Source organism: Variovorax sp. P4_B11 (genome assembly GCF_056402355.1).
The window spans coordinates 1-21,550 of the sequence record NZ_JBFUHO010000099.1; the positions used below are offsets into that span (position 1 = coordinate 1).

22 protein-coding genes and 2 pseudogenes are annotated in these 21,550 nt (G+C 60.8%); 9 read left to right on the forward strand and 15 right to left on the reverse strand.

The features are described from left to right. Nucleotides 1-145 (reverse strand): transposase (locus AC1DYD_RS39120; RefSeq protein WP_478178127.1); only part of this gene is annotated, 145 nt, incomplete at its 3' end. Nucleotides 146-361: 216 nt separating this feature from the next. Between AC1DYD_RS39120 and AC1DYD_RS39125 the strand changes: the two are divergent. Next, nucleotides 362-1,247, forward strand: a pseudogene (locus tag AC1DYD_RS39125) (site-specific integrase); the annotation flags it as partial. Nucleotides 1,248-1,504: 257 nt separating this feature from the next. Here AC1DYD_RS39125 and AC1DYD_RS39130 read toward each other — a convergent pair. Together AC1DYD_RS39130 and AC1DYD_RS39135 are read right to left on the reverse strand one after the other, a co-directional pair. Further along, nucleotides 1,505-2,146 (reverse strand): hypothetical protein, encoded by a 642-nt coding sequence (locus AC1DYD_RS39130; RefSeq protein ID WP_478178106.1) that lies wholly within the window; start codon nt 2,144-2,146, stop codon nt 1,505-1,507. Further along, nucleotides 2,143-2,481, reverse strand: a complete 339-nt coding sequence (locus tag AC1DYD_RS39135) for a hypothetical protein (protein WP_478178107.1) — start codon at nt 2,479-2,481, stop codon at nt 2,143-2,145. The genes AC1DYD_RS39130 and AC1DYD_RS39135 overlap by 4 nt, the downstream gene beginning before the upstream one ends. A gap of 265 nt (nt 2,482-2,746) precedes the next feature. Between AC1DYD_RS39135 and AC1DYD_RS39140 the strand changes: the two are divergent. The 3 genes and pseudogenes from AC1DYD_RS39140 to AC1DYD_RS39150 all read left to right on the forward strand — a co-directional run. Beyond that, nucleotides 2,747-2,845, forward strand: a pseudogene (locus tag AC1DYD_RS39140) (Tn3 family transposase); the annotation flags it as partial. 144 nt (nt 2,846-2,989) lie between these two features. After that, nucleotides 2,990-3,847, forward strand: a complete 858-nt coding sequence (locus AC1DYD_RS39145; RefSeq protein WP_478178108.1) for a hypothetical protein — start codon at nt 2,990-2,992, stop codon at nt 3,845-3,847. Further along, nucleotides 3,844-4,560, forward strand: coding sequence for a caspase family protein (locus AC1DYD_RS39150; RefSeq protein ID WP_478178109.1), 717 nt, complete (start codon nt 3,844-3,846; stop codon nt 4,558-4,560). The genes AC1DYD_RS39145 and AC1DYD_RS39150 overlap by 4 nt, the downstream gene beginning before the upstream one ends. Before the next feature lie 75 nt (nt 4,561-4,635). Here the strand turns inward: AC1DYD_RS39150 and AC1DYD_RS39155 are convergent, their stop codons facing one another. The 5 genes from AC1DYD_RS39155 to AC1DYD_RS39175 all read right to left on the reverse strand — a co-directional run bounded on the left by AC1DYD_RS39155 (nt 4,636) and on the right by AC1DYD_RS39175 (nt 9,892). Beyond that, the gene (locus AC1DYD_RS39155) at nt 4,636-5,721 is read right to left on the reverse strand and encodes an IS630 family transposase (protein WP_478178110.1); all 1,086 of its coding nucleotides are present in this window, start codon (nt 5,719-5,721) and stop codon (nt 4,636-4,638) included. 509 nt (nt 5,722-6,230) lie between these two features. Further along, complete coding sequence (locus tag AC1DYD_RS39160; RefSeq protein WP_478178111.1) at nt 6,231-6,959, reverse strand: hypothetical protein; 729 nt, start codon at nt 6,957-6,959, stop codon at nt 6,231-6,233. Nucleotides 6,960-7,026: 67 nt separating this feature from the next. Beyond that, complete coding sequence (locus AC1DYD_RS39165) at nt 7,027-7,371, reverse strand: ubiquitination-like system serine protease family protein (RefSeq protein WP_478178112.1); 345 nt, start codon at nt 7,369-7,371, stop codon at nt 7,027-7,029. Nucleotides 7,372-7,376: 5 nt separating this feature from the next. Further along, nucleotides 7,377-8,765, reverse strand: a complete 1,389-nt coding sequence (locus tag AC1DYD_RS39170) for a ThiF family adenylyltransferase (RefSeq protein WP_478178113.1) — start codon at nt 8,763-8,765, stop codon at nt 7,377-7,379. Further along, nucleotides 8,762-9,892 carry a multiubiquitin domain-containing protein gene (locus AC1DYD_RS39175; protein ID WP_478178114.1) on the reverse strand — a complete coding sequence of 377 codons (1,131 nt, stop codon included), beginning with the start codon at nt 9,890-9,892 and terminating at the stop codon, nt 8,762-8,764. Before AC1DYD_RS39175 ends, AC1DYD_RS39170 begins: the two co-directional genes overlap by 4 nt. A gap of 372 nt (nt 9,893-10,264) precedes the next feature. Between AC1DYD_RS39175 and AC1DYD_RS39180 the strand changes: the two genes are divergently transcribed. From AC1DYD_RS39180 to AC1DYD_RS39195, 4 genes are all read left to right on the forward strand, one after another. Beyond that, nucleotides 10,265-10,648 (forward strand): helix-turn-helix domain-containing protein, encoded by a 384-nt coding sequence (locus AC1DYD_RS39180; protein ID WP_478178115.1) that lies wholly within the window; start codon nt 10,265-10,267, stop codon nt 10,646-10,648. Continuing rightward, nucleotides 10,629-11,219, forward strand: coding sequence for an ImmA/IrrE family metallo-endopeptidase (locus AC1DYD_RS39185; RefSeq protein ID WP_478178116.1), 591 nt, complete (start codon nt 10,629-10,631; stop codon nt 11,217-11,219). Before AC1DYD_RS39180 ends, AC1DYD_RS39185 begins: the two co-directional genes overlap by 20 nt. A 100-nt stretch (nt 11,220-11,319) precedes the next feature. After that, nucleotides 11,320-13,056 (forward strand): DNA-processing protein DprA, encoded by a 1,737-nt coding sequence (locus tag AC1DYD_RS39190; protein WP_478178117.1) that lies wholly within the window; start codon nt 11,320-11,322, stop codon nt 13,054-13,056. 43 nt (nt 13,057-13,099) lie between these two features. Next, nucleotides 13,100-14,245, forward strand: a complete 1,146-nt coding sequence (locus tag AC1DYD_RS39195; RefSeq protein ID WP_478178118.1) for an HAD family hydrolase — start codon at nt 13,100-13,102, stop codon at nt 14,243-14,245. Between the two features lie 239 nt (nt 14,246-14,484). Here AC1DYD_RS39195 and AC1DYD_RS39200 read toward each other — a convergent pair whose 3' ends face one another. From AC1DYD_RS39200 to AC1DYD_RS39230, 7 genes are all read right to left on the reverse strand, one after another. Continuing rightward, nucleotides 14,485-15,384 (reverse strand): NYN domain-containing protein, encoded by a 900-nt coding sequence (locus tag AC1DYD_RS39200; RefSeq protein ID WP_478178119.1) that lies wholly within the window; start codon nt 15,382-15,384, stop codon nt 14,485-14,487. 132 nt (nt 15,385-15,516) lie between these two features. After that, a complete protein-coding gene (locus AC1DYD_RS39205) occupies nt 15,517-16,317 on the reverse strand; it encodes a GIY-YIG nuclease family protein (RefSeq protein ID WP_478178120.1) in 801 nt (266 codons plus the stop codon). 49 nt (nt 16,318-16,366) lie between these two features. Further along, nucleotides 16,367-17,002 (reverse strand): GNA1162 family protein, encoded by a 636-nt coding sequence (locus AC1DYD_RS39210; RefSeq protein WP_478178121.1) that lies wholly within the window; start codon nt 17,000-17,002, stop codon nt 16,367-16,369. After that, nucleotides 16,999-17,379: a DUF4810 domain-containing protein gene (locus AC1DYD_RS39215; protein WP_478178122.1), complete on the reverse strand. Its 381-nt coding sequence runs from the start codon at nt 17,377-17,379 to the stop codon at nt 16,999-17,001. The genes AC1DYD_RS39210 and AC1DYD_RS39215 overlap by 4 nt, the downstream gene beginning before the upstream one ends. Next, the gene (locus tag AC1DYD_RS39220) at nt 17,376-17,714 is read right to left on the reverse strand and encodes a hypothetical protein (RefSeq protein ID WP_478178123.1); all 339 of its coding nucleotides are present in this window, start codon (nt 17,712-17,714) and stop codon (nt 17,376-17,378) included. The genes AC1DYD_RS39215 and AC1DYD_RS39220 overlap by 4 nt, the downstream gene beginning before the upstream one ends. Then, nucleotides 17,711-18,718, reverse strand: a complete 1,008-nt coding sequence (locus AC1DYD_RS39225; RefSeq protein ID WP_478178124.1) for a CsgG/HfaB family protein — start codon at nt 18,716-18,718, stop codon at nt 17,711-17,713. The genes AC1DYD_RS39220 and AC1DYD_RS39225 overlap by 4 nt, the downstream gene beginning before the upstream one ends. A 578-nt stretch (nt 18,719-19,296) precedes the next feature. Next, entirely contained in the window at nt 19,297-19,647 is a 351-nt protein-coding gene (locus tag AC1DYD_RS39230) for a hypothetical protein (protein ID WP_478178125.1), read from the reverse strand. A gap of 305 nt (nt 19,648-19,952) precedes the next feature. Between AC1DYD_RS39230 and AC1DYD_RS39235 the strand changes: the two genes are divergently transcribed. After that, on the forward strand, nt 19,953-21,410 hold the full coding sequence (locus tag AC1DYD_RS39235; protein WP_478178126.1) for an ISNCY family transposase: 1,458 nt from the start codon (nt 19,953-19,955) through the stop codon (nt 21,408-21,410). Nucleotides 21,411-21,550 lie beyond the last annotated feature (140 nt).

Genomic DNA, 21,550 nt, shown 5'->3' on the forward strand with positions numbered 1-21,550 from the left:
CCTGGTTGGGGTGTACGTCGTCCTGGTTGGGGTGTACGTCGTGCTTCTGTGCGATCTCGGCAATCGTCTTGCCATCGGCCAAGGCCTCAATCGCCACCTTGGCCTTGAAGGCCGCTGAGTGGTTGCGGCGGGGTCTCTTGCTCATCTTCTGCTCCTGTCATGCCGGGCTCTATCCTCGCCCATCGGAGCAGCCTATCCACTTTGCAGCGTGTTCAAATTTGCGCGGCCGGCTCTATAGGCCCGGGAACAGCGTCGTGCCGCAGTGAGCGACCAAAGTCCAATTGACGTCTGACTGGGGCTCGTCACTTCCAAATACATGCAAACTTCGAACGACGGTAACGTGCTAATCGGCTGGCACTACCACACCGAGCGCTCGACGAAGGCGGGCCCAAAAGCGGGCCTCGTTCACCAGCTGCCGCCCGCGATCGATGAAGCCCTGGTCGAGGCCGGCTTCAAGGGCAAGCTCGGCGCGCCGGCCCTGAACACCTTGATGCACCGGATCTCGGTGCTCTCGATGGCGCACCACCTTTCCAAGCTGCCCAATCCGTGCGTGGACGCCGCGGTCAAGGCGCTGCTGAGCAAGACGAGAAAAGCCTACGCCAAGCGCAACGCCCTGCCCCACAAGCAGCGTGCGCTGACCAGGGAGCCGCTGGAAGCGGTTCTGGAAACCTGCGACGACTCGCTCAAGGGAAAGCGCGACCGCGCCCTTCTCCTTTTTGCCTGGGCCTCGGGCGGGCGGCGGCGCTCGGAGGTTTCAGAAGCAGTCTTCGAGAACCTGCGACGGGTCGATGGGGGGAACTTTATGTACACGCTGGCGAGTTCCAAGACCAACCACAACGGGAAGGTGCGGCCCGAAGATGTCAAACCCGTGGTCGGGTCGGCCGCCGAAGCGCTGGAATCCTGGCTCAAGGCTCAAGGCGAGCGGCATTGGCTCGGGGCCCCTCTTCCGTCGGATCCTCAAGAACGGAAAGCTGGGCACGGACGGGCTCTCGGGGACGGCCGTTCGGGACCTCGTGAAGGCACGGTGTGCGCTGGCCGGCGTGGGGGATGACTTCTCGGCGCACTCGCTGCGATCGGGGTTCGTCACGGAGGCCGGGCGACAGAACATGCCGCTGCAGGAGACGATGGCCATGACGGGGCATCGGAGCGTGGAGACTGTCGGGGGGTATTTCCGGGCAGGTGCCGCGCAGGTGAGCGCGGTGGCGCGGATGATGGATGCAGGGCCGCGGTCGACCAAGGACGAATAGGGCCTCGCGGGCAAGAATGATTGCACCTTCTTCCGCGGGTCAACGAGCCCACCGAGCTCTCACGCTCCATGTTGCGGGCGCCGTCTTGGCTTTTGGCTTGTGAGCGAGGAACCAACCCAAACGCATTCCAAGTTCAGGACCGCGATCTGAACATGAGCCCGCTCCTTGAATGCTGATGATTCGACGAGATCGGGTCCTTGCTGAAACGCTCGCGCCTGCGGTCGAGCCGCGCGCTGCCTCGGTCAGCCTCCAAAACCTTAGACGAGCAATCGCGCGAATGGACGACGTTGTTGCAGCAAGGCGAACGTCTTGTTCAGTTCGGCTAGCCCGAGATATGGAACGGAAAACTCCTTCGTGGCGCCATCGCTCATGAACAATGCTTTTACGGTCATGCGGCCGTGCGTGGCGGGGCGGACGCGCTGGGACGGAAATTCCAGCACTACGTCCTGGACGCTCACATCGAGATAGGGCTGATCCTTAAGCAGTTCATCAGGAAAGTAAGTCTTCGGCAGCGCGGAGACAAGCGGGAGCAGCGCGCCGAGCTTGGTATTGCGGATCTCGCTGCCGTTGCCAGCGTGCAGCCCTGGATCAATGTCGGTGAGCGCCTCAGCCAGCCTCAGGCCGACAACGAAGATATGGCATGCATGAAAAGGCAAGTCCCGGTTGTACGAGAAGGCCGAGTTCTCATTCGGGTGGACAGTGCCGACCGGGCCGATGCCGCCGCTGCGCGTAACGCCTTCCACATAGTAGCCGAGCGTCGATATCGCATCCGTTGTCATGACGACGAGCCGGAGCCGTCCTTGCGAATGCTTGATGTAGTTGACGATGTTGGCGACGTGACTTCGGTACTCAAGGATGGATTTCTTGAATCGCGCGACGGCCTGACCCGAGCGCTTCACTTCGTCCGGGGGAAAAAACTCTGAATGATGCCGCCGCAGTCTTCGATGTGCTCGACTAATGCATCGAGCATGTGATCCGTCGCGTCCAGCAGGTCTGAGCCCTTGGCCTCCGGCGCGTCATGCGCGAAGACTCCGTCCTTCTGCCCTTCGTCGACCAACTGAGCGACCTTGAGGAGGCGTCGGACGACGTTTTCCACCGAGACGTTGTAGGCAGCTGCTGGAGACCGGGCCCCTCTTGCAACGTTGTGGATCGGAAGGTTGCGGGCGCCGCCCAGCAGGGCTTGCGCAGCAGGCACTGCAAGATCCAGCTTGGAGAAATGTTCACGATAGGCCATGGAGGAGACGAGGAAAAACCCGGAGTGTGTCGAAATGCCAGCGGACCTTAGCTGAAAAGGAAGGCGGTGAATGCGGTCGCGCCGGCAGCCGCCGCAACTTTCGTGATCACGTGCACGCGCAACTTCGGCCAGCAGATCACGAAGCTGGTCGACCTTGGTCGAGGCGGTGACCGAGTTCGCCGGCCCAGCGGAGGAGAAGCTTCACAAGCAGGAGGGGCACGCGGGGCCAAGTACTGGTTTTTACGCGTCGGCGCCCACGCTCATGCAGCTATCGCTGGTGGCGGTAGATACTCATGGGTACACGAATCCGGCGATGGCCATCGCCAAGCTGCTGGGCTTCGACCTGTGTCCACGCCTGCGTGATGGCGGAGCGACCTGCTCGGCTGCGGCGCCAAGAAATTTGCAATGACAGGGAGAATCCAATGCGAGCACCAACCCGCAGATCTGCGTTGAATGTACACTTTTGGCCTGTGCCGACAAGTCTCGGCGAAGAGTCGAGAGAACGGACATGGAAGTTTTAGAAGAACCAGTCGCACACGCAAATGCGTCGACCGCTCGGAGGGGTGACTACCTCGACATTTGGACTCATCACACGGGCGGCGTCCTTGTTTACGCCTGTGCTGATTACATCGTGCGACTCGACGAGCGGGGTCGAATCGACTGGGAAACGACGACGTCGTACGATGATAATCTGACCCAGCACGATAAATTCGACTCCAAACAAAAGACCACTGTCTTGGACGAATTGGCTTATCTGGAAACATTGCCCTGCGGTGCTCTCGGCATTGAACGTTCGGAACACTACCGACGATTGTTGGGAGAGGCCATTCGTTCGATGTTGGCATTCGAGTACGCGTCAGCGAAGCGCACGCTGGCTATTGCCAAACAGTACTATCTTGCTCGCACCGAGGAAGTTGCGCGCGACTGGTACCTCATGGGAGCATTCGTCACGGCCAGTCCCTTCGTGATCGCGGCCCCTATTCTTTGGGCGTATCGCGAGCCCCTGCGGTCGCTCTTTGGCCAAGGCGCCTTCTGGCTGCTCATATGCCTCTGTGCTGGCGCCATCGGCGCGCTGTTCTCTGTGATCGCCAGGGCGGGCAAGGTGACGTTGTCGGATGCCTCGTCAGGCAAACGTATGTACAAGCTCGAGGGCTGCACTCGTGTGATTGCGGGAGGGATCTCTGGATTGGTGGTCGCACTAGCAATTCGTTCCGACATCATCTTTGCCAATCTAACCGGCGGAGGGAAGATGCCTTACGTCCTAGTGCTGGGCGCCGTGATAGGGGGCTGCGGCGAACGACTGGTGACTTCAATCATTTCACGGCTGGATGGGCCAGCCGCCAAGCCAATGGGAGCCAAATCTTGAAACGTGCCGCACTGCTCATCGGCGGGCTCGACGAAGACCTCATCGGGGTGGAGGCCGACCTGGGAAACTTCCAGGCCTTTCTCAGAAGCCCTGCAGGTGGTGCTTGGAACGCCTCCGAACTCACGATACTAAGGAATCCGGGGGCCCTTCAGGTCGACGTCCACTTGTCCTTATTGAAGTCGGCGGACTATTCCTTCGTCGTATTCGCAGGTCATGGAGATCACCACGACGGGAGCACTCGAGTGCAGTTGAAGGAGGGTGTTGTCATCAGCGCCGACAAGCTGAAGGTCGGCGCTCCTAAGCACACCCTCGTAGTGGACTGCTGCCGCATTGTGACCAGGAGGACCAACATCGCTGTTGAAGCCCTTCTGGAGAAAGCAGAGTCCGCGGGACTCGCCCCAAGTGTTGCCCGAGCGGCGTTCGACGCCGAAGTGACCAAGTGTTCGGGTGGACTCGTGACAATGTACTCGTGCGCCGTCGGCGAAGGGGCCGGGGAAGGAAGTGACGGCGGCTACTACTCACGCAGTCTTGTCGATGGTGCGAGAAATTGGGCTCGGGCAAGTCGTGGCACAGGAGACAATTACAAGTGTCTTAGCGTCTTCGACGTGCATAACCTGGCCGAACCCGCTGTGTTGCGCTTGTCGGGTAACCGTCAGCACCCGAAGATTGAAAAGCCCCGGTCGAAGCCGTACTTCCCCTTCGCAATCGGTTAGGGTCTGTCACCCCTCGATCGCTTCAGCTTGCAGTCGTTTGTGCGAGCTAATGTAGTGCGCCACTCAGATATGTACTTATCTTGTGTTCCGTGCCAGCGCGGCCTTGGCTCGCGTGACCTTGGCAAGGATGTCGGAGGCTCTCTTGGTCCAGATGAACGGCTTTGGGTTGGCGTTGTGGTGGGCCACGTACAGATCGATCGCCAATTCCAGTTCGGGCACGCTGGTGAAGCTGTCGCGTCGGATGCGGTTCTCCGAGATGTCGCGGAAGAAGCGCTCGACCATGTTCAGCCACGACGCGCTCGTCGGCGTGAAGTGCATGACGAACCGCGGGTGCTTGGCCAACCACGTCTGCACGTCGGGATGGGTGTGCGTGCCATAGTTGTCCACGATCAGGTGCAGTTGCAGGTGTTTGGGCGTCTTGCGCTGGATCAGGCGCAGGAACTGCAACCACTCCGAGTGGCGGTGTTGCTGCTGGCACATCGAGATCACCGTGCCGTCCAGGGTGTTCAAGGCGGCGAACAGCGTGGTCGTGCCGTGGCGCTTGTAGTCATGCGTGACGGTGCCGGCGCGGCCTTTCTTCATCGGCAAGCCCGGCTGGGTGCGGTTGAGCGCTTGGATCTGACTTTTCTCGTCGCAGCTGAGCACCAGGGCACGCTCGGGCGGGTTCAAGTACAGCCCCACGACATCCAGCAGCTTGTCCTCGAAGCGCGGGTCGCGCGAGAGCTTGAAGCTGCTCTGGCGGTGCGGCTTCAGGCCATTGCGCTTCCACACGCGGCGAATCGTCGTCGGCCCCACCCCGAGCTGCGCGGCCAGCGTGCGCGTGCTCCAGTGCGTGGCAGCAATGGGCCTGTCATGCAGCGTCTTGTCCACGATGTTCGATTCAAAATCGGCGGTGGTCACGCTGGGGGTGCGCCCGGGGCGCGGCGCATCGTGCATCAGGGCCTCCACACCGCCATCCAGGAAGCGCTGGCGCCACAAGGCCACCTGGCGCCGATCCAGATCGACCTCGGCGGCGATGTCCTTGTTCTGCCAGCCCTGAGCGGCCAGCAACACGATCTTGGCGCGTTGCTGCACACGAGCCTCGACGCGGCCTCGCCGCGCCAATGCCGTCAACTCTCGTTGAACAGCAGCATCCAGTTCGATCCTTGGGGCAATTCGCATGACGACCTCCGTCGAGGTCGGAGTGTGCCGCATAGAATAAGTTCCATTATTTCGAGCGCACTACACTAACTTGGTAGACCGCTTACGCTGTACAACGGGCGACGCATCAACTGTGCGCAGGAAAGTGGCGCTTGTCGGTACTTCGTTGCGCCGACAGATATGCCTTGGTTCAGCTTCCCGGAAAGTAGGCTTTCCTGACGCGACAGGAGCGCGCATAGCGCTCGCGCAACAAGGGCGCTTCGCCCCCTCCGCCGTGGGGATTAGTAAACACGCGGCGAACACATCTTGACGATGGCCGCAGCGTGCGGCGGCCTGCGGGCTGAGCCGTGCGACCAGGAACTGGATCTGCGGACGCCCACAGTTGTTCACGTCGGACGCATCCATCGAGATCAGATCGAGGTCCTCTTCGCGCGCCTGCGTCGGGATGCTTAGGTCAGCGGCGGAATGCACTGCCTCGTCCAGCGCCGCTTCACCGAGTTGGGCATTCTTCATCATCGCGTTCAGAAGGGCTATTTCTCGTCGGGCGGCGCAGAAGCCTCGCGGTCCTTTTCCGAGCGCCCACTTACGTTGCGTGTCAGCCAGGCGTGAGCTGAGACGAGCCGCACCCGCGCGCGACCATGACCATGAGACGGGCTCCTGCCCCAGGACGCATCGCTGAATTCAAACCTGTAGAGGTACAGGACGACAAATGTCATGGCACTCAGCGCCATACCGGTTGACACCATACTTGCGGCGCCAGTAACGCTCCAGCCCTTCCACCCTGCAGTGGCGCCTAAACCTGCGAGTGCCATCAACATGCCAGAGGCAACGACCAAAGACTTTGCGAGGCTCCATACGAAAAACTGCAGCGCACGGCCAACGAGGATTGGGGACGTCCCGCATCCGAAAAGTCCGCCGAGTACATAGCTCGCCACCTGAGGCAGGACTACAACGGTAACGAGCCCGCCAAGGAGCTTGAGCGATGCATCCAAGTCCAGAAGTGTTCGGAGGAGGCGGTTCAGTACTGAGCCGATTCGTCCATGGAAGGTGCCGTCACTATCAATGGCGCCCGCTGCATTTGCCCACATCGCTACCAGCGCCGTGAGAACTACCGTCAGCGAGAAGAAGTAGCAGACGATTCGCACGTCCGAGGGAAGCCGACGTGCAAGCCTCAACCCAAGTACCGCGATGAGAAAGACTGAGGCGCCAACCAGGGCGACCGCAGTCGCGAGCGCCGCCGGCGTATCTGTGGGAAGCATATGAGCTGATTCTGGTTGCGCCGAGGTCAAGGCCTGCCGAACAGGCCTTGCCTCGATGGCGAAATTGCTACGTTTTCGGGCACCATTGAATGCGCCCTTCGCGCACCCAGAAGTGAGACTTGCACCCGTCTTTGACCCAAACAGACGGTCTCAGGGACGGCCGGCCCTTCGCATCTGTCGTGACACTCCATCTTGGATTCGCTTCCGGGATGACCAGCAGTTCAATGGTGCGCCCGCATTCACATGGACACCGCATGCCGACGCACCATTCCTCTTCGCCGTCTCGCGCGAGGACAAGGTCACGGCGTGGCATGACTCTCGGAAGGCTGTCGCCTTCGATCCTCACGAGCTTCCTTGCAGGACGCCAGCGCTCCCAGGCCTTCTGGATGCCGGTCAAAAAGCTCAACAACATGGGTCTCAGCCTTCCTTCTCGGCCTCGCCCGGCGCTAGCGCCGGCAGGCCGAGCAGCGGCTCGGACGCGCCCCGGCCAAGCCAATGATTGGGCCCATGCGGAAATTCGTCCTCCGAGAAGACTTCCTCCTCTCCCGCAGCCAAACTGATTGTGCGTCGAGCAAACCGCTCGTTGGCATCGTGGCGGAATGGATAGAGCCGCGCCAAGAAGTCCGACACGAGGTCGGATGCCGCCCGCATGTTCAGCGTGATGACGGACGGCGCCTCCTCGTGTGCGCCCGGGATATAGCCTGCTGCCACTTCTTGTGCATGACCCGCAGGGTCCACGCGACGCAAGTATTCAGCCCGGAGTCCGCCCTGGGTGTAGACGCTTCGGTCCGACAACGTAGGGCCGCCAGGCCTCACGTAGTCGATGCGCGCGAAGACGTCGCCAATGGCCAACCTGCCCTTGGCCTGGCGCGTCGGGATCGTCACTCCAACGTCGAAGAGAGGGAGCAAGAAGGAGGATGCGATCAAGTCGGCGATTTGTCTGCCTTCCTGCGAGTCGACACAGCTGAACAGAAAATCTGCTTGGCTGGCTTGCACCACTGCACGTCGGTTCAGGATCGAGCTCGGCATGGGTATCGCGACGCCCGGCCCTCGGAAGTTGTGGATTGCTCGACTCAGAACTTCGACCTTCAATTCACCCAGCTCCGCGTCGCGGAGCGACGAATTCAAGATGCGATTCAGATTGCGAAGCTCGACACGGTCGAAGTCGATGATGATGATGCGGCCGAAACCCAGGCGGGCGAGCTGCTCGACGACGATGGAGCCGGTTCCCGAAGCGCCGACCACGCACGCTGTGAGGCGCTTGAGCTCGTCGCGAGTTTCGGAAGTGAATGCCATCGGGCGCGGGCTGAAACTCCCGTCGCACCACCATCTCTCGAAGTCATGGCCGGCCACGGAGACGAAGTCGAGGCTTTGTGCACGCATGTCCGTGCCGTACGTGCGCGCCAACATGGCACCGTCGGGCACCATGATTGCAGAGCCGTGCAGACGCCCAAGGGCCTGGAAAAGTCCCGGCATCGTCATGCGGTCGCTTTGGTCGTCCAAGTCGGAGAAAGCAAAGTAGCCGCCGGGATGAGAGTGAACCAGAAGCAGGCTGAGGTCGTCGACTTCGGCGACGTCAATCGCCTGCTCGATTGCCGCGCCTGGCCATCGCAGCTGATCGACGTGCCGCACGCAGTCTGCATGCGGCACCAGTAGAGCATCTCCAGCCAGCAATCGCTGCCGAGCGCCCGGCACGCGGGCGCACATCAGGATTGCTGCAGCCTCGAGACCATCACCAGGGAAGAGGTGGTCACGCAACTTCGCGTGAACCTCTGCCGTAAGGGTCAGACTCGAGGCCGGCATCATTGCTGGACCTCCTTGGCGAGGGCCGACTCGACGAGCGCGAGGTGCGTGATCACGTTGTCCGTCCCGGGCACCCACATCGACCCGTTACCGCGGTGACGCGACCAGCGCTGAAACGACTTGCCGCGGATATTCACGCGCGCCTCGGTGGCGGGAACCTGGCCCCCGCCATGCAAGGTGACCTCGGGGTGCAAATAGAACATGTCGATTTGCGCCATCGGGTAGGTCGGCGGAATCTCGAGCGCGACCGTCACGCTGCGCTGAGAAAAGCCCGCAGGCAAGGGGTAGTCGTCCAAGATGAGCCATTGCTGGCCGCCTTCGGTAATCGCTTCCCAGTTCGGATGATTGGCGTCGAGGTAGCGCTCATCCGACGCCAGCAGCTTGAACTGCCGTTGCAGGTGCACGACGCCTTCGCCGTTGTTGACGTCCTTGGGAGTGAGACGCAGCTTTTCGATGCCCTGGCGCGTCAGGTCGATGACCGAATCCAGCTGCACCTCCTCCTTCGGCGCGCCTTGCACCTTCAGGAAGATATGCCAGCCTTGGTCGGGGTTGAAGCCAGCCTGGACCAGCGCGTCGCGCACCACCACGGTCGGGGTATTGAAAGTCAGAAGTTCGCCCTGGACGTTGAGTTGCCACTTGGGTGCTCGTGCGACGAAACGTTCCACACCGGAGCGAGAAAGATCCACGACGGTATCGTCTGCCAGCAGTTCATCGGGCTTGTCTTCGCGCTCCAGGTAGAGCTGCTTGCTCGGTGGGATGCTGGCGAGCTTGCGCACGAGCTGCCCCGAAATAGTGCGTGTAGGCCAATCGAAGCGATTGCCTTCGATGGTCATGCGACGCAGATCGTCGGTTTCGGCAACGATGAACCTGTTCAGTCCATCGCCCAGCTTCGCAACTTCGGTCGGGCTGATGTCCTCCGTGCCGTGGTCGAACCACTGCAAAACGGTGGTCTCAGGCTGCTGGCTGAATCCAGCCGCCTGCGCGATCTGAGCCCCCGTGGGCGTCGGATCGTCCAAGTGAATGGACCGCAGGACGAGGTCGACGCCAGCGACGGCGACTTGAGGATGACGGTGAGCATGCGCGCCGTCGGCTTTGTGGGCGTCTTCGCCCGAGTTTTCGATGAGGGGCATTTCGCCACTCCTTTCGCAAAAGAGAACCAATGGAACGTGCAAAAAGCCGCACGCAGATTTGGTCTTCTCCCATGCAGGTTGACGCCTTGGCTCACCTACGCGAAACTCGAGGCTTCCAACCGGACGAGCGTTCGCGCAAGTTCACTCAGGGGGTCAGCCTGCACAGGTTTGACCCCTTGTTTTATTTCTGGACCTTCATTCGCCCTCCGTTCTTGATGTCAACAAAACCAACAAAAGTTTCTGTGGATGCTGTTGACATTATAGGGGGCACCGACCGGCGCGTGTCAATGGCGCCTACGTTACGTAAAGCTATGTCAGCCTTGTTGACATCTACCGCGGACGGAAGTAGATTCGACCAACGGCGGGGTACCAGTGATCGACGAAGGACGTCTCTATTTGAAGTTGGGTGAGCGCGTTCGAGCGCTACGAACGCAAGCGTCGGATGCTGGCGCGCGAATGACACAAGCCCGTTTGGCTGAACTTGTCGGACTTGAGCGGACCTCCATCACCAACATCGAAAAGGGTATGCAGAAAGTCCCGCTGCACGTCCTCTATCGAATATGCGAAGCGCTTCGCGTAAGCCCGGCCGACATGCTGCCGCCAAGTTCAGAGCTCGCCGCTACTTCGACCGGCAGCTCCTTGGACGTACACAGCATTGCTGAAGCATTGACCACCAGCGGCCACCCCCTTCTAAGGCAGGCGCTGGAAAAAACATTGACAAACCCCGAGAGGAAGAATGATGTCTCACACTCCTAAGTCCATCGAGGCTCAGGCGCTACAGTTGATTCGTGAGGCAGACATCAGTAAAGCCCCGGTCGATGTGAACTCCATCGCAAAGCTTCTTGGCGCCCGAATTCACATTGAGCAACTGGAGGACGACATCTCCGGCGTCTTAATCGTGAAGGGCAACGAGAAGCACGTTCTCGTCAACAAGAGACATGCCGGGAACCGTCAGCGCTTCACCATTGGTCACGAACTTGGGCACCTCGTGTTGCATGCAACGAGCGACAGGATGATCGTGGACACCAACCAAATTCGGGTATTCCAGCGAGTGGGCCAAGCCACATCTGCGATCTACAACCAGGCGGGGTCGGAAACAACGCCTGAAGAAGAGCGGGAAGCGAACCTATTTTCGGCAGCCCTGCTGATGCCTGAACCGATGCTAAAGGCGGCAGCTATTTCGCATGACCTCTCTGATGAGACCGAGATTGCGAGTCTCGCGAAGGAATTTGGCGTGAGTGAGCAGGCCATGTTTATTCGCCTTCAGCAGCTAAGAGTCATCGAAAGTGTGTTCTCCTCTCCCCTTAGACAGGCAACTTTAGCCTGAATCCAGGAATCGAGCAGAGCTCGGCTGCCGCGCTCTATGGAAGAGGCATGCGCTGAGCGATGTGTGTTGGCGCGCAGTGGCCCAAGCATCCTCGACGTCTATGAATCTCATCTCTTCCCGAACCCACGTGCTACTCGCACTGTCCGCTCTGCAGGGTGTCGGACCGGCGACGCTGAAAAGGATCGCCGCTCTCCCAAGCTTTTGGGAGCGTTCAATTCAAGAGATGTGCCTAGATGTGCCTCAACTTGGGCGTGCAGTTGAAGGTAAGTCACTTGATGCGGTCTGGGATAACGCACGTCGTTGGGCTGACGACCAGCTAGCTGAGGCAAGGCAGCACGGAGCACGAATCCTTTCGGCCGTCGATGACGAGTATCCTCAGTTGCTCGCTCAAACCAAGGACGACCCCTTTCTTCTTTTTGTAAAGGGCATACTTGCGTCGGAGCCGCTAAAGTCGGTTGCAGTCATAGGGACACGGGAGCCCACTCAACATGGAGTTCGAATAGCTCAACGCATCTCGAGCTTCTTCTCCGACCAGCGTTGGAGCGTGGTGAGTGGTCTCGCGCTTGGGTGCGATGCAGTCGCTCACCAAGCCGCTCTAGATGCTCGTGGTCATACGTCGGCCGTGTTGGCACACGGGCTTCATATGATCGCGCCTTCGCAGCACAAACAGCTTGCCAGGGACATCCTCGACGCCGGCGGGGCTTTAGTGAGCGAATTCCCATTCGGCCGAAGCGCAGCGGGCCCCCAGTTCGTTCGCCGGGACAAAACCCAAGCAGGGATGGCCCAAGGTGTGGTGATGGTCCAGTCTGATCTCAAAGGCGGGAGCCTGCATGCATCGCGCGCCGCCCTCGACTATCAAAGATGGCTTGCGATCCCATACCCTACTGACAAAGACCGAGAAAATGGCGAGCCAAGAGTTCAGGCAAACCTTGTCATCGCAGACGGAACAGATTCCCAACGAGCCGCACTGCTTCGGTGTCCGTTGACCTCTCTAGATTTGATAAGGGTTGTTCGCGGAAGCGCGGACTACCTGAAGCTCGTCGAGACGGGGCACCTTGAGGCATCGCCCGAGGTAGAGCCCACCACGGCATCTCAGACGCCCGAGTCGTCGCCCGTCGATGAAGGGGACAAGCCAGCGGGTAGTGCAGTTCATGCGCGCTCGTCGTTCCCAACACCACCTCTCGAGTCGAAGGCGCAAAGCCCGACGTTCGCGCGAGAAGCGGAAGCGGCAGAGCCCGTTCCTCCTGCCGCATATCGCTTGGAGGTGGGCCCTGAAGACATCGCCATACTCAAGACCGTCAGGTTGTGGGGCGGGACGACGTCCGAAGCTGCGCCCACGCCTATATCAAACTTCGACATTGACGTTGTCGCCACCTTGTCTAGGTTGGACCACTTGCAAGGAGAGCTTGATGAACTTAGAAGAACTTATTCGATAAAGCGCGTAGTCGACGAGTCCAGAGCGACGCGCTCTCAGTTCTACATTGAAGACGTGCTCTCGCACATGAAACGCGTTGCTGATCAATTTCTGATCCTTGATCATGGGACGCAACACCAGCGTCTAAAGTCGGTGCTTGTGAAACACGGTGCAGCGACTGGCCAAACCGCGCTTCCACTTTCGGGGGGATCTGGCGGGTACCCGTGTGACGCGCCCCTCGTTGAGGTGCTGGACTACCTGGTTCGCACGTTACCGCGATCGATTAGGGTTCATATCCACGGAATCGCGGAGGGCGAGCCTGAGACGAATGAGGGAATCGAAGTTCACCTAGGCGACCTGATCGTCTCGTTCAGAGACTTAGTCGAAACGGCGCTTCCGGTGCCGAGTCATCAGTTATCGTGAATGTCGGCGTCCGGCCGAGATCTAAAAATAAAGGAGAAGAAGCGTGTTGATAGTCCTGACCTCGCCCGATGCCGTACTGCGACAAGGCAAACCAGACCCGAGCCTAGTAACGGTCCTAAAGAAGGCCAAGGCAGATGGCAACCCCACAGCCCTCGTCTCAAATCACAAGCAGCCGGCATGGTTTGACGCATCCTTCGCTGGAAGCGGTGTGCAATACATTCACGAGTATGGTCGTCAAGGGGGGGGGATAGTCTCGCGCAACGCTGAAAAGTTCTCGCTCAATCCTTTCGACGTGCTTGTATTGGCGAGCAATGCTACCGACATCCAAATGGGAAAGAATGGTGGTGCACTCCTCGTCGCTGCCGATTGGTCTGCAGACCCAGCGGTCGCTGCCCTTGGTGTACGTGTTTCCTCATTCACTGATCTGAGCCAGGTTATCGAACTTACGGCAGGGTGGTCTGGCACATGGTGGTTCTCCGGTGACGCCGCCCGATACAACGTGCGCGCGTTGTCAGACCTGTCTACAAAAAAGTACGGACTCACGGGAACCCAGCAAGCGTTTGCCATGGGCATCACCTCAACTGTGAAAAGCGGCGGGGCGAAGCTGAATGCATTACTTGCCGTAACGGCCCGGTCTCTTCTCATGGAAGGATTCGCGACCAAGAACGACTTGGTATGGGGCGTATACCCGTCCTCTAGTAGTAGCAATAACGACACCGAGGTGTTGAGCGACTTCACGCATCGCCTGCGCACAACCGTCTCACGCGTCCGCTTTGCGAAGAAGGACGAGCCGCTATTCATCCGGCACACGATCTCATCGAAGCGGTCAGCCGGCGGTGCCGGGGATCGGACGGACCCTTCAGAACAGATTCGAACGATCCACCTCAACCCGTACTATGCCGAGAGCAGTCGCCTCAAGAACAAGCACGTCGTCGTCATCGACGACTGCACCACGTATGGAGTTTCATTCGGTGTCGCCGCCGCGTTCCTGCGGGCTGCTGGAGCTGCGGCCGTGACGGGTGTCGCGTTGGGGAAGTTTGGTTCCCAACTTCGATACTACGAGATTGACATCAGTTCTGATCCGTTCAAGCCTGTGCCCAATGGCGCGTTCAAAGTTGTGGGATCTACTTCATTGGCGGGCACGTCGAACTCAAGCGCTCAATCGAGCCTGCAAGACCTAATCGACTGAGAGACACTCGCTCGGTGTTCGACTGTTGCGATGCAGGCCCGTCTGGACCTTGAAGGATGCACAACGCACGAGGTGGACCAGAGGCAGTTCAGCTAGTAGCCGAGCTTCGCTGCAAAAGTCGTCGAGAGGGAGCGTGCCTGGCTAGGGAGTCCTGTTCGTCGCTTGCACTCCAGACCTGCCAGTTGGTCGATGATGGCGGTGCCTCCGCATTGATCACTGCGCGGCAACGCTTCAGCGCATCAGCGCAGGCGAACCTGCTGGTCGTTCTCGCCCTTCCGGATTTCGATGAGGTCCGCCGCCAGGACCTTCAACATCCCGGAAACGCTCGAGTGCCCATGTTCGGTCAGCTCGAACGTGGGATCCAGCCTCTTCACCATGGGCCAAATTTCGGCCTTGTTGACCCACACGTCGGCTTTCTTTTCCGAAAGCAGCCGAAGTGCTCGGCGAACCAGGTCCACGGGCAAGTCTCGCGCGACTCCTTCGGTTGCCGCGGTGGTGGAGCCGTCCACTACCCCGTTCGACGATTCTGCGCCGGCAGACGACATCACGTCCGCTGGCGTGCCCGCTGGCAATTCGGGCTCGGATGTCGCGACTGCAATCGCCTCTTCCCTGACCTCGACCAGGTTGTCGTAGTAGCGGAACTCGTGGCAGCTCTTGGCCCAGTGACGGTTGGTCGACTTCCGCGTTCCGACACCAATCAAAGTTCTGCCGGCGGCCTTGATCTTTTGCGACACAGGCATGAAGTCGCTGTCGCCGCCCACCACGATCACGATGCCGATGTGATCGAATCGGCCGACGTCCTCGGTCGCGTCCAGACACAGCTTGATATCGGCACCGTTCTTGGCCGCGCCCCCGGGCGGGAAGAGCTGGATTAATTCGACCGCGTTCTGCAGCAACGCATCGCGATACCGGCCATACCACTGCCAGTTGCAGTAGGCTCGATTGATAGCAATGGGGCCGAAGGAGGCAGCGAAGTCGACCACCGCCTGCACGTTGACCAAGGGCTCCTGGGGCTTGAAGCGAAATTCTGTCCGCGCATACGAGCCCGGCTGCTTCTCTTCACACAGGCCAGCGTGGATGTTCTCGAAGTCCCAGTACAGCGCCACCGTGCGCCCTTCCGATGTGTCGCTCTTCAGCATCTTGTTCACCTCTTGCTTTGGTCCTCTGTTGCCTGCGCTCTTTGGCGACCTCATGAAACGGGAATGCGTCGGCCTGCATTCCAGAGCACTTCATCTTGTGTGATCTGCGTGAGCAGACAGCCCGGCTGCGGATCAATTGCTGTTCAACCTCAGAGCATCGTAGGCGCCGGCGTTGCGAGTCCCAAGCGTCTCCTTCCAGCGTGATTCGGCCGGGAGCGTGTCGCTGGTGAATTCAAGCACGGTGAAGAGCACTTTGGCGTAGCCATTCTCCAGCACATACAGGTTCAGATGCTTGGCGTGGCCGTTGGACGTCAGATGCTTCAGCCAGCGCCCCAGGATCCCACTGTCGCTGGATGCTGAGCCCACGTAGCGCGCCTTGCCGTCGGGCGACCGCTGCAAGTACACGCCTGGTTGGGAGAGAGTCCTCTTCAGCGCATTGTCCTCGGTCAAATCTTCGTCGATCGCAAGCAGCTCCTTCCAGGTGAACGTGCGACCGAGGACGTCGACGTCGCTCACGTCGACATCTGGCAGGAGTAGGCCTTCGTAGGCACTGTTCTTCGTCAGGATGGGCGTGGTTTTCGCGACTAGCCCTGCTCCACCGTCGAGAAGGATGTTCCCAATCGCGGCCGCGATCGCCTCGGGGTTGCCGAAGTAGTCCGTGTAACTGGCCGTCGACGTCTTGCGAACGAAGCCTTCGAGGCCATCGATCAGGGCCTTGAGTTCCGGAGAGATCTTGTCGCCGTGATAGATCCGAAACCACGGGTTGCCGCCGCCTTCCCAAATCTCGATGGCTCGAAGACGATAGACATTGCTTTGGAAGCGCAGCGCCGTGAAATCTTTCGGTGGACCCTTGTAGTCGACGATGCGCAGCGTGAGAACCTCCGCGAGGCGGGAGGACGCAAAGACTTGTTTGAGTTGGTCGGATCTGTCCATGGTGACGGGTTCGGTCGGCAAGCTTCCTCTGAAGCCCTCCCTCCTCGGCTCAGGGTTTGGCGCTGCGATAGGGGCCGAGAGGCAGCGCCTGGGTGCCAACGAGCAGCACCTGCGTGTTCGCCTGCTGGGCCAAGGGCAGGTAGTTCGGAGCAGCGCGTGTCACGGCGGCAGTGATGGCGGCGGCGATCAGGTTGGCGAGTGGCGATCCGCCATTGTTCTGTTGCGGGGAGTATTGCATGCGCTGGTTTGCTTTCCAGATCTGCGTCCCATCCTTGGCCACCATCCGGTAGTCGAAATCCACGGTGACGGTGGTGGAGAAGACAACGTACTGTGCGTCCCATCGGTTGATGGTCACATAGAGCACCGCATCCGCGCCGAACATCTTGGCCAGCGTCTCCGGAGGCGCTTGGTGAACCTGTTCTGGCTCGTAAAAGCCCTCCTGCTCGAGGACCACCTTGGCAGTGTTCACCGGAAAGACGTAGTAGCCTCGCTCGGCGAGCGGGATAGAGAGCGTCGACAGCATGTAGTTAGGTGCGTCGACGTCGAGCGATTTATTCGTGATCGGAACAACCAGGATCGAGCGCGGCGCGGCAGCCGTGAAGGCATCGAAGCTTTGACGCTGAGGTTGCGAAACGCACCCCGTCAGTGCCAGCGCAAGCAGGAGCAGTCCGAAAATCTTCTTCATTTCCCACTCACTTCCGCGCCGGCCACCGCATCCCGTCGGCTGACTGTGGCAATCATGGCCTTCATCATTCCCGCACTTTCAGGCCATGCCGCCGCCTCGCGCTGGTAGTAGTCGATGGATTTCTTTCGATCGTTGGTCTGCAGGTACAAGGTGCCGATTTCCGCATAGATGCCAGGCGGCACTTTCTGCTTATTCTTCTCAAGCTGGGTCACGTGCGCCTCGAGCTGGGTTCGCATCTCCACCGCCTTGGTGGGGTCCTTGTACTGCTGGTACAGCATCCCGTCATAGCCGCCCCAACTGTAGAGCTGGTTGCGGTTCGCGCAACCTGAGAGGAACACTGCGGCCGTCATTGCCAAAAGCAGAGAGATTTTCTTCATGGGGAGGTTTGACTGACAAGGAGGTTTCGACGGGCACCATCGGCGAGGTAGACCCGCTCCTGAAAGAGGACGCGGCCGCTCTCCTGCACCTGAATCAGGTGAGTGCCCGGCAACAGCGGAAGGCTGCCCGCGCTGTCGCGGTAGTTGGAGAGCGGCCCGAGATCCAGGCCATCGACCACGACACGAGCAGTTGATCCGTCGATCCCGGGCGCCACGATGAAGCCGATGCGGGGACGCATGTCCACCGCTCCCTGGCTTTCCGTCGGCATTTGCACGCAGCCGGCGAGGAACGCAGCGAGCACGCCTGCGAAGAAAAGTCCGCCGAACCGCATCATTGCGCTGCTCCCAGATATCGGACCACAAGGTCCTCGGGCTTGTAGCCTTGGAGGCTGCCGCTGGTGAGAGAGGCAATGGAGCCCTGGTTGGTTTCACCTTCGCCGAAGTTGGATTCCACGCGCAGGCGTCCGAGATCGGCTCCGGGCAGGGTGATGTCGAAGCCTGTCTGCTGCGACTTGACTCGGCGTCCTGGCGTGCTGACGCTGAAGGTCATGCCGGGCGCCACACCCTGGGCCTTGCCGCCGGAGATGAAATACTTCCCCTGCTCCACCGCAAGGATGGAGGTCTCCCAAGGCCGCGCCCCCAGTTCGGATGTCATACGTTGCACCACGTCCGAGATGGCTTGGCGGATCGCTGCGTCGTTGAGGGTGCCGTCGTAAGAGGCCTGCGAGCCGAACCCAAAGGTGGAGGCTGTTTCAGTGGAGGCTTCGCCCGCGCCCGACGTGGCAAAGTAGACCAGCCCTGTCCGTACGTCCACGAAGCGAAGATCGACCTTTGCGAACGCCACCTGCTTCTTGCTCGAGGATGCGAAGCCCGACTGCCCTACTGTCTTGCGGCCGAACTCGGTCAGTGACCCGATGATTAGCGTGTCAACGCCGACCAGGTTCAGTTGAGTGGCCATGAGCGCACTCTCGGCCTGCAGTTTCGCGATGTCCGGCCGCTCGAACACCAAGTAGGCGCCCGACTGGGTCAGGGCTTTGCTCAGAAGATCTGTTGTCTGCTTGCCCAGAACGTCGTTGGAACTGTCCCGCAGAAGCGACTGACCGTAGTTGGTCTCGTTGGTGATCCGGCCGAGCGCAATCTTGCGCTTGAGAATCGGGGCCGATGGTGGCGCGGCAATCTGTGCGCGCAGCGCGCTTGCCTGGGCGGCGGGGCCGATCGCCGAATCCTTCACTGGCACTGGCGGAGTCTGGACGGCGCACCCCGAGAAAAGGAGAAGCGCGAGCGTCGCGCCGGCCAATGGTGTGCGGAACGAGCGCCGCGGAGATCGCGGGTTTGTCATGAAAGCTCCAGGGGAGGTGTTTGGTGCGCAGAGCCGGTCCGGCCCAGCGGGTGCAGACGGCGAACGGGTTGATCGCTGAGCGTCGCCGCGCGGCTGAAGAAGATCCACGTTCGTCTTGTTTCTTATTGAAACCTAGTGTAACGGCCGCACCGGGCAGGTCGAGCACAAAAAAATCACGAAACTCGTCAGTGCGATGGCGCGTTGCCCTCGACATTCATCCCTTGATCGCGGTCAAGCGCGCCGGCTGGGCGCGCCCTGTGGTCCGCGTGACATGCGCAGTGCCGGACCGAGTCGGCAGGGGGGCCTGATCGCTGCCATGCGCAGCTACGTGGCATCCAAGCTGGGCAAAGACTTCGCATTCCCGAAGGAGCTCCTCGCAAGAACCTCATACGCAAGGACGACCAGCGCGTCGGCATCGCCGCCATGGTGCAGCACGACCTCGGACAACGCGGCGAACGCGCCAGCCCCGCCGCGCCGAATCTGGATCTCAACCTCGACGGTTTTTCGAGGAGCCAAGCGCCCCGCGACGGGTGCGACGCACCCAGGGCCCCACGTCCCGTGCCTCCGCCCTTTGTGCTTCAAACCAGGCGATAGGCCGGCGCGTTGGCCGCAGGTTGGGCCTGAGCGTTCTCGTACGCACGGATGACTCTGGGCAGCCGTTCGCATTCACGCTCGAGGGAGGCGACCCAGGCGCGCGCCTGTTGGGCTTCGTTGTAAGCCTGCGTGTGCAGGGCGGCCATGCCCCAGTGGCTCTCGAACCAGAGGGCCAGGTACACCGCGCGGGGTGCGTTGCCGCTGGCCTGGTAGCGCTGCAGCGTGCGCAGGCTCACGCCCAGATGGCGGGTGATGTTCTTGCGCGATTCCATCTGGTCGGCGAGCAGATAGGCCAGGGGTGGCAGACGGGCGAACGAGGGCGCGAGGAATGGCATGACAGGACTCCTGCGAGGGTGCCAAATGTGCGAGAGTCGGCGAGGCCGACCCTGCAAGGCCCTGACAGTTTGTCGCGAGGCCGCAAGACCGTGGCGCCCTCTTCTGCCCTGTCGTGCGGATTTTCGGAGGACGGAGTAACGGGGCCTACCGGAATATGAATCTGCCGACCGCCCTCCCCGCTCGGCGGCGTGAGCACCTCCGAAGGCCCTTGACATAATTGTCATTAGCGCTGCTCGAAAGTGTAGGAGCGATTTAGTAATGTCGCAAAGTCGCCCGACCCAGGTTCTGGGCTTGGGGTACGGCCATGGCGACATCAACGGCGACGATCACGATGACGATGCGCGAAGCAGACCGGCTCAAGACGATCCAAGCCGTGGTGGATCGGGTGCTGCGAGTTGGCCAGGCCGCGCAGCGGCTGGGAATCAGCCGACGACAGGTTGAGCGGCTTGTCCAACGGTACGCGGCTGAAGGTGCTTCCGGCCTGGTGTCGCGCAAGCGCGGTCGCCCCAGCAACCACCAGTTGGCGCCCGGAACTGCAGAGCGCGCGATCACATTGATCCGGGAGCGCTACGCGGACTTCGGCCCCACCTTGGCGAGCGAGAAGCTTCTCGAGTGTCATGGGCTGGCCGTAGGCAAAGACACGGTTCGCCTGCTCATGACCGCTGCTGGCCTGTGGACGCCGCGCAAGCAGCGGGCCGCCAAGGTACACCAACCGCGCAACCGCCGCGCTTGCCTCGGCGAGTTGATCCAGATTGATGGCAGCGACCACGCTTGGTTCGAGGAGCGCGCGCCGGCCTGCACGCTGCTGGTATTTATCGACGACGCCACCAGCCGGTTGATGCAGCTGCGATTCGTGCCCACCGAATCGAGCTTTGCCTACTTCGAGGCGACCCGTGGCTATCTGGAGGCCCACGGCAAACCCGTCGCGTTCTACAGCGACAAGGCGAGCATCTTTCGGTCCGTGCGCGACTCGACCGACTTCGGCCGTGGCACCACTCAGTTTGGGCGCGTCCTCTTCGAGTTGAACATCGACATCATGTGCGCCAACACCAGTCAGGCCAAGGGGCGGGTCGAACGCGCCAACCTGACGCTACAGGATCGGCTGGTGAAGGAACTGAGACTGCACGGCATCAGCACGCTGAAGACGGCCAACGCGTTCGCACCGCACTTCATCGCCGACTTCAATGCCCGCTTCGCCAAGCCAGCGCTGCGCGACTTCGACGCCCATCGGCCAGTGCGTGCGGACGAGGACCTGGACATGATCTTTACCTGGCGCCTGCAGCGCAAGGTGTCGTTGTCGCTGACCCTGCAGCACGAGCGAGTGATCTACCTGCTGAAGGACACGCTGGCCAGCCGCAAGCTGATCCACCGTTACATCGACATCTACGAATACCCGGACGGGCGCATCGAGCTGCGCGCGGACGGCCTGAGCCTGGCCTATGAGCGCTATGACCGGCTGCCACAGGTGGATACGGCCGCCATCGTGGAGAACAAGCGTCTGGGCCACGCCTTGCAGGCCGCCCTCAGTTCGACGGTAAGCTTGCGGATCAGTGGGACTTCGGCCCTGCGTGTCACCACGGTCTTCCCAAGACATGTAGCATCGCCTCGTGGAGACGCCTGTCCTGTGCGGGCCGACCATGCCACAGCCGCCACTTCAGGCCACCGGCCAGATAGTCGGTCATGGTCCATGGGCTTGAGTTGGCCGGCCGTCGCCTTGCTGTGCACGACGGCATCGAGCTTGCTGACGCGTCGTCGCAGGTGATACCGGACGGCCCGGCGCCGACAACGAGCACGTCACAGGAGGACGCGTCTGCTTCGGCGGCGCCCGGCTCAGCCGCCGCTGCCGTAGGGTCGGGTGAGGATCTCGAGGAAGTGGCCATCCGGGTCGTTCCAGTAGAAGCC

Bases quoted from the DNA above. Each gene is read 5' to 3' on its own strand.
- AC1DYD_RS39135 (WP_478178107.1), bottom strand. From the start codon at position 2,481: ATGGCCTATCGTGAACATTTCTCCAAGCTGGATCTTGCAGTGCCTGCT.
- AC1DYD_RS39145 (WP_478178108.1), top strand. From the start codon at position 2,990: ATGGAAGTTTTAGAAGAACCAGTCGCACACGCAAATGCGTCGACCGCT.
- AC1DYD_RS39155 (WP_478178110.1), bottom strand. From the start codon at position 5,721: ATGCGAATTGCCCCAAGGATCGAACTGGATGCTGCTGTTCAACGAGAG.
- AC1DYD_RS39160 (WP_478178111.1), bottom strand. From the start codon at position 6,959: ATGCTTCCCACAGATACGCCGGCGGCGCTCGCGACTGCGGTCGCCCTG.
- AC1DYD_RS39165 (WP_478178112.1), bottom strand. From the start codon at position 7,371: ATGTTGTTGAGCTTTTTGACCGGCATCCAGAAGGCCTGGGAGCGCTGG.
- AC1DYD_RS39170 (WP_478178113.1), bottom strand. From the start codon at position 8,765: ATGATGCCGGCCTCGAGTCTGACCCTTACGGCAGAGGTTCACGCGAAG.
- AC1DYD_RS39175 (WP_478178114.1), bottom strand. From the start codon at position 9,892: ATGCCCCTCATCGAAAACTCGGGCGAAGACGCCCACAAAGCCGACGGC.
- AC1DYD_RS39185 (WP_478178116.1), top strand. From the start codon at position 10,629: ATGATGTCTCACACTCCTAAGTCCATCGAGGCTCAGGCGCTACAGTTG.
- AC1DYD_RS39190 (WP_478178117.1), top strand. From the start codon at position 11,320: ATGAATCTCATCTCTTCCCGAACCCACGTGCTACTCGCACTGTCCGCT.
- AC1DYD_RS39200 (WP_478178119.1), bottom strand. From the start codon at position 15,384: ATGCTGAAGAGCGACACATCGGAAGGGCGCACGGTGGCGCTGTACTGG.
- AC1DYD_RS39205 (WP_478178120.1), bottom strand. From the start codon at position 16,317: ATGGACAGATCCGACCAACTCAAACAAGTCTTTGCGTCCTCCCGCCTC.
- AC1DYD_RS39210 (WP_478178121.1), bottom strand. From the start codon at position 17,002: ATGAAGAAGATTTTCGGACTGCTCCTGCTTGCGCTGGCACTGACGGGG.
- AC1DYD_RS39215 (WP_478178122.1), bottom strand. From the start codon at position 17,379: ATGAAGAAAATCTCTCTGCTTTTGGCAATGACGGCCGCAGTGTTCCTC.
- AC1DYD_RS39220 (WP_478178123.1), bottom strand. From the start codon at position 17,714: ATGATGCGGTTCGGCGGACTTTTCTTCGCAGGCGTGCTCGCTGCGTTC.
- AC1DYD_RS39225 (WP_478178124.1), bottom strand. From the start codon at position 18,718: ATGACAAACCCGCGATCTCCGCGGCGCTCGTTCCGCACACCATTGGCC.
- AC1DYD_RS39230 (WP_478178125.1), bottom strand. From the start codon at position 19,647: ATGCCATTCCTCGCGCCCTCGTTCGCCCGTCTGCCACCCCTGGCCTAT.
- AC1DYD_RS39235 (WP_478178126.1), top strand. From the start codon at position 19,953: ATGGCGACATCAACGGCGACGATCACGATGACGATGCGCGAAGCAGAC.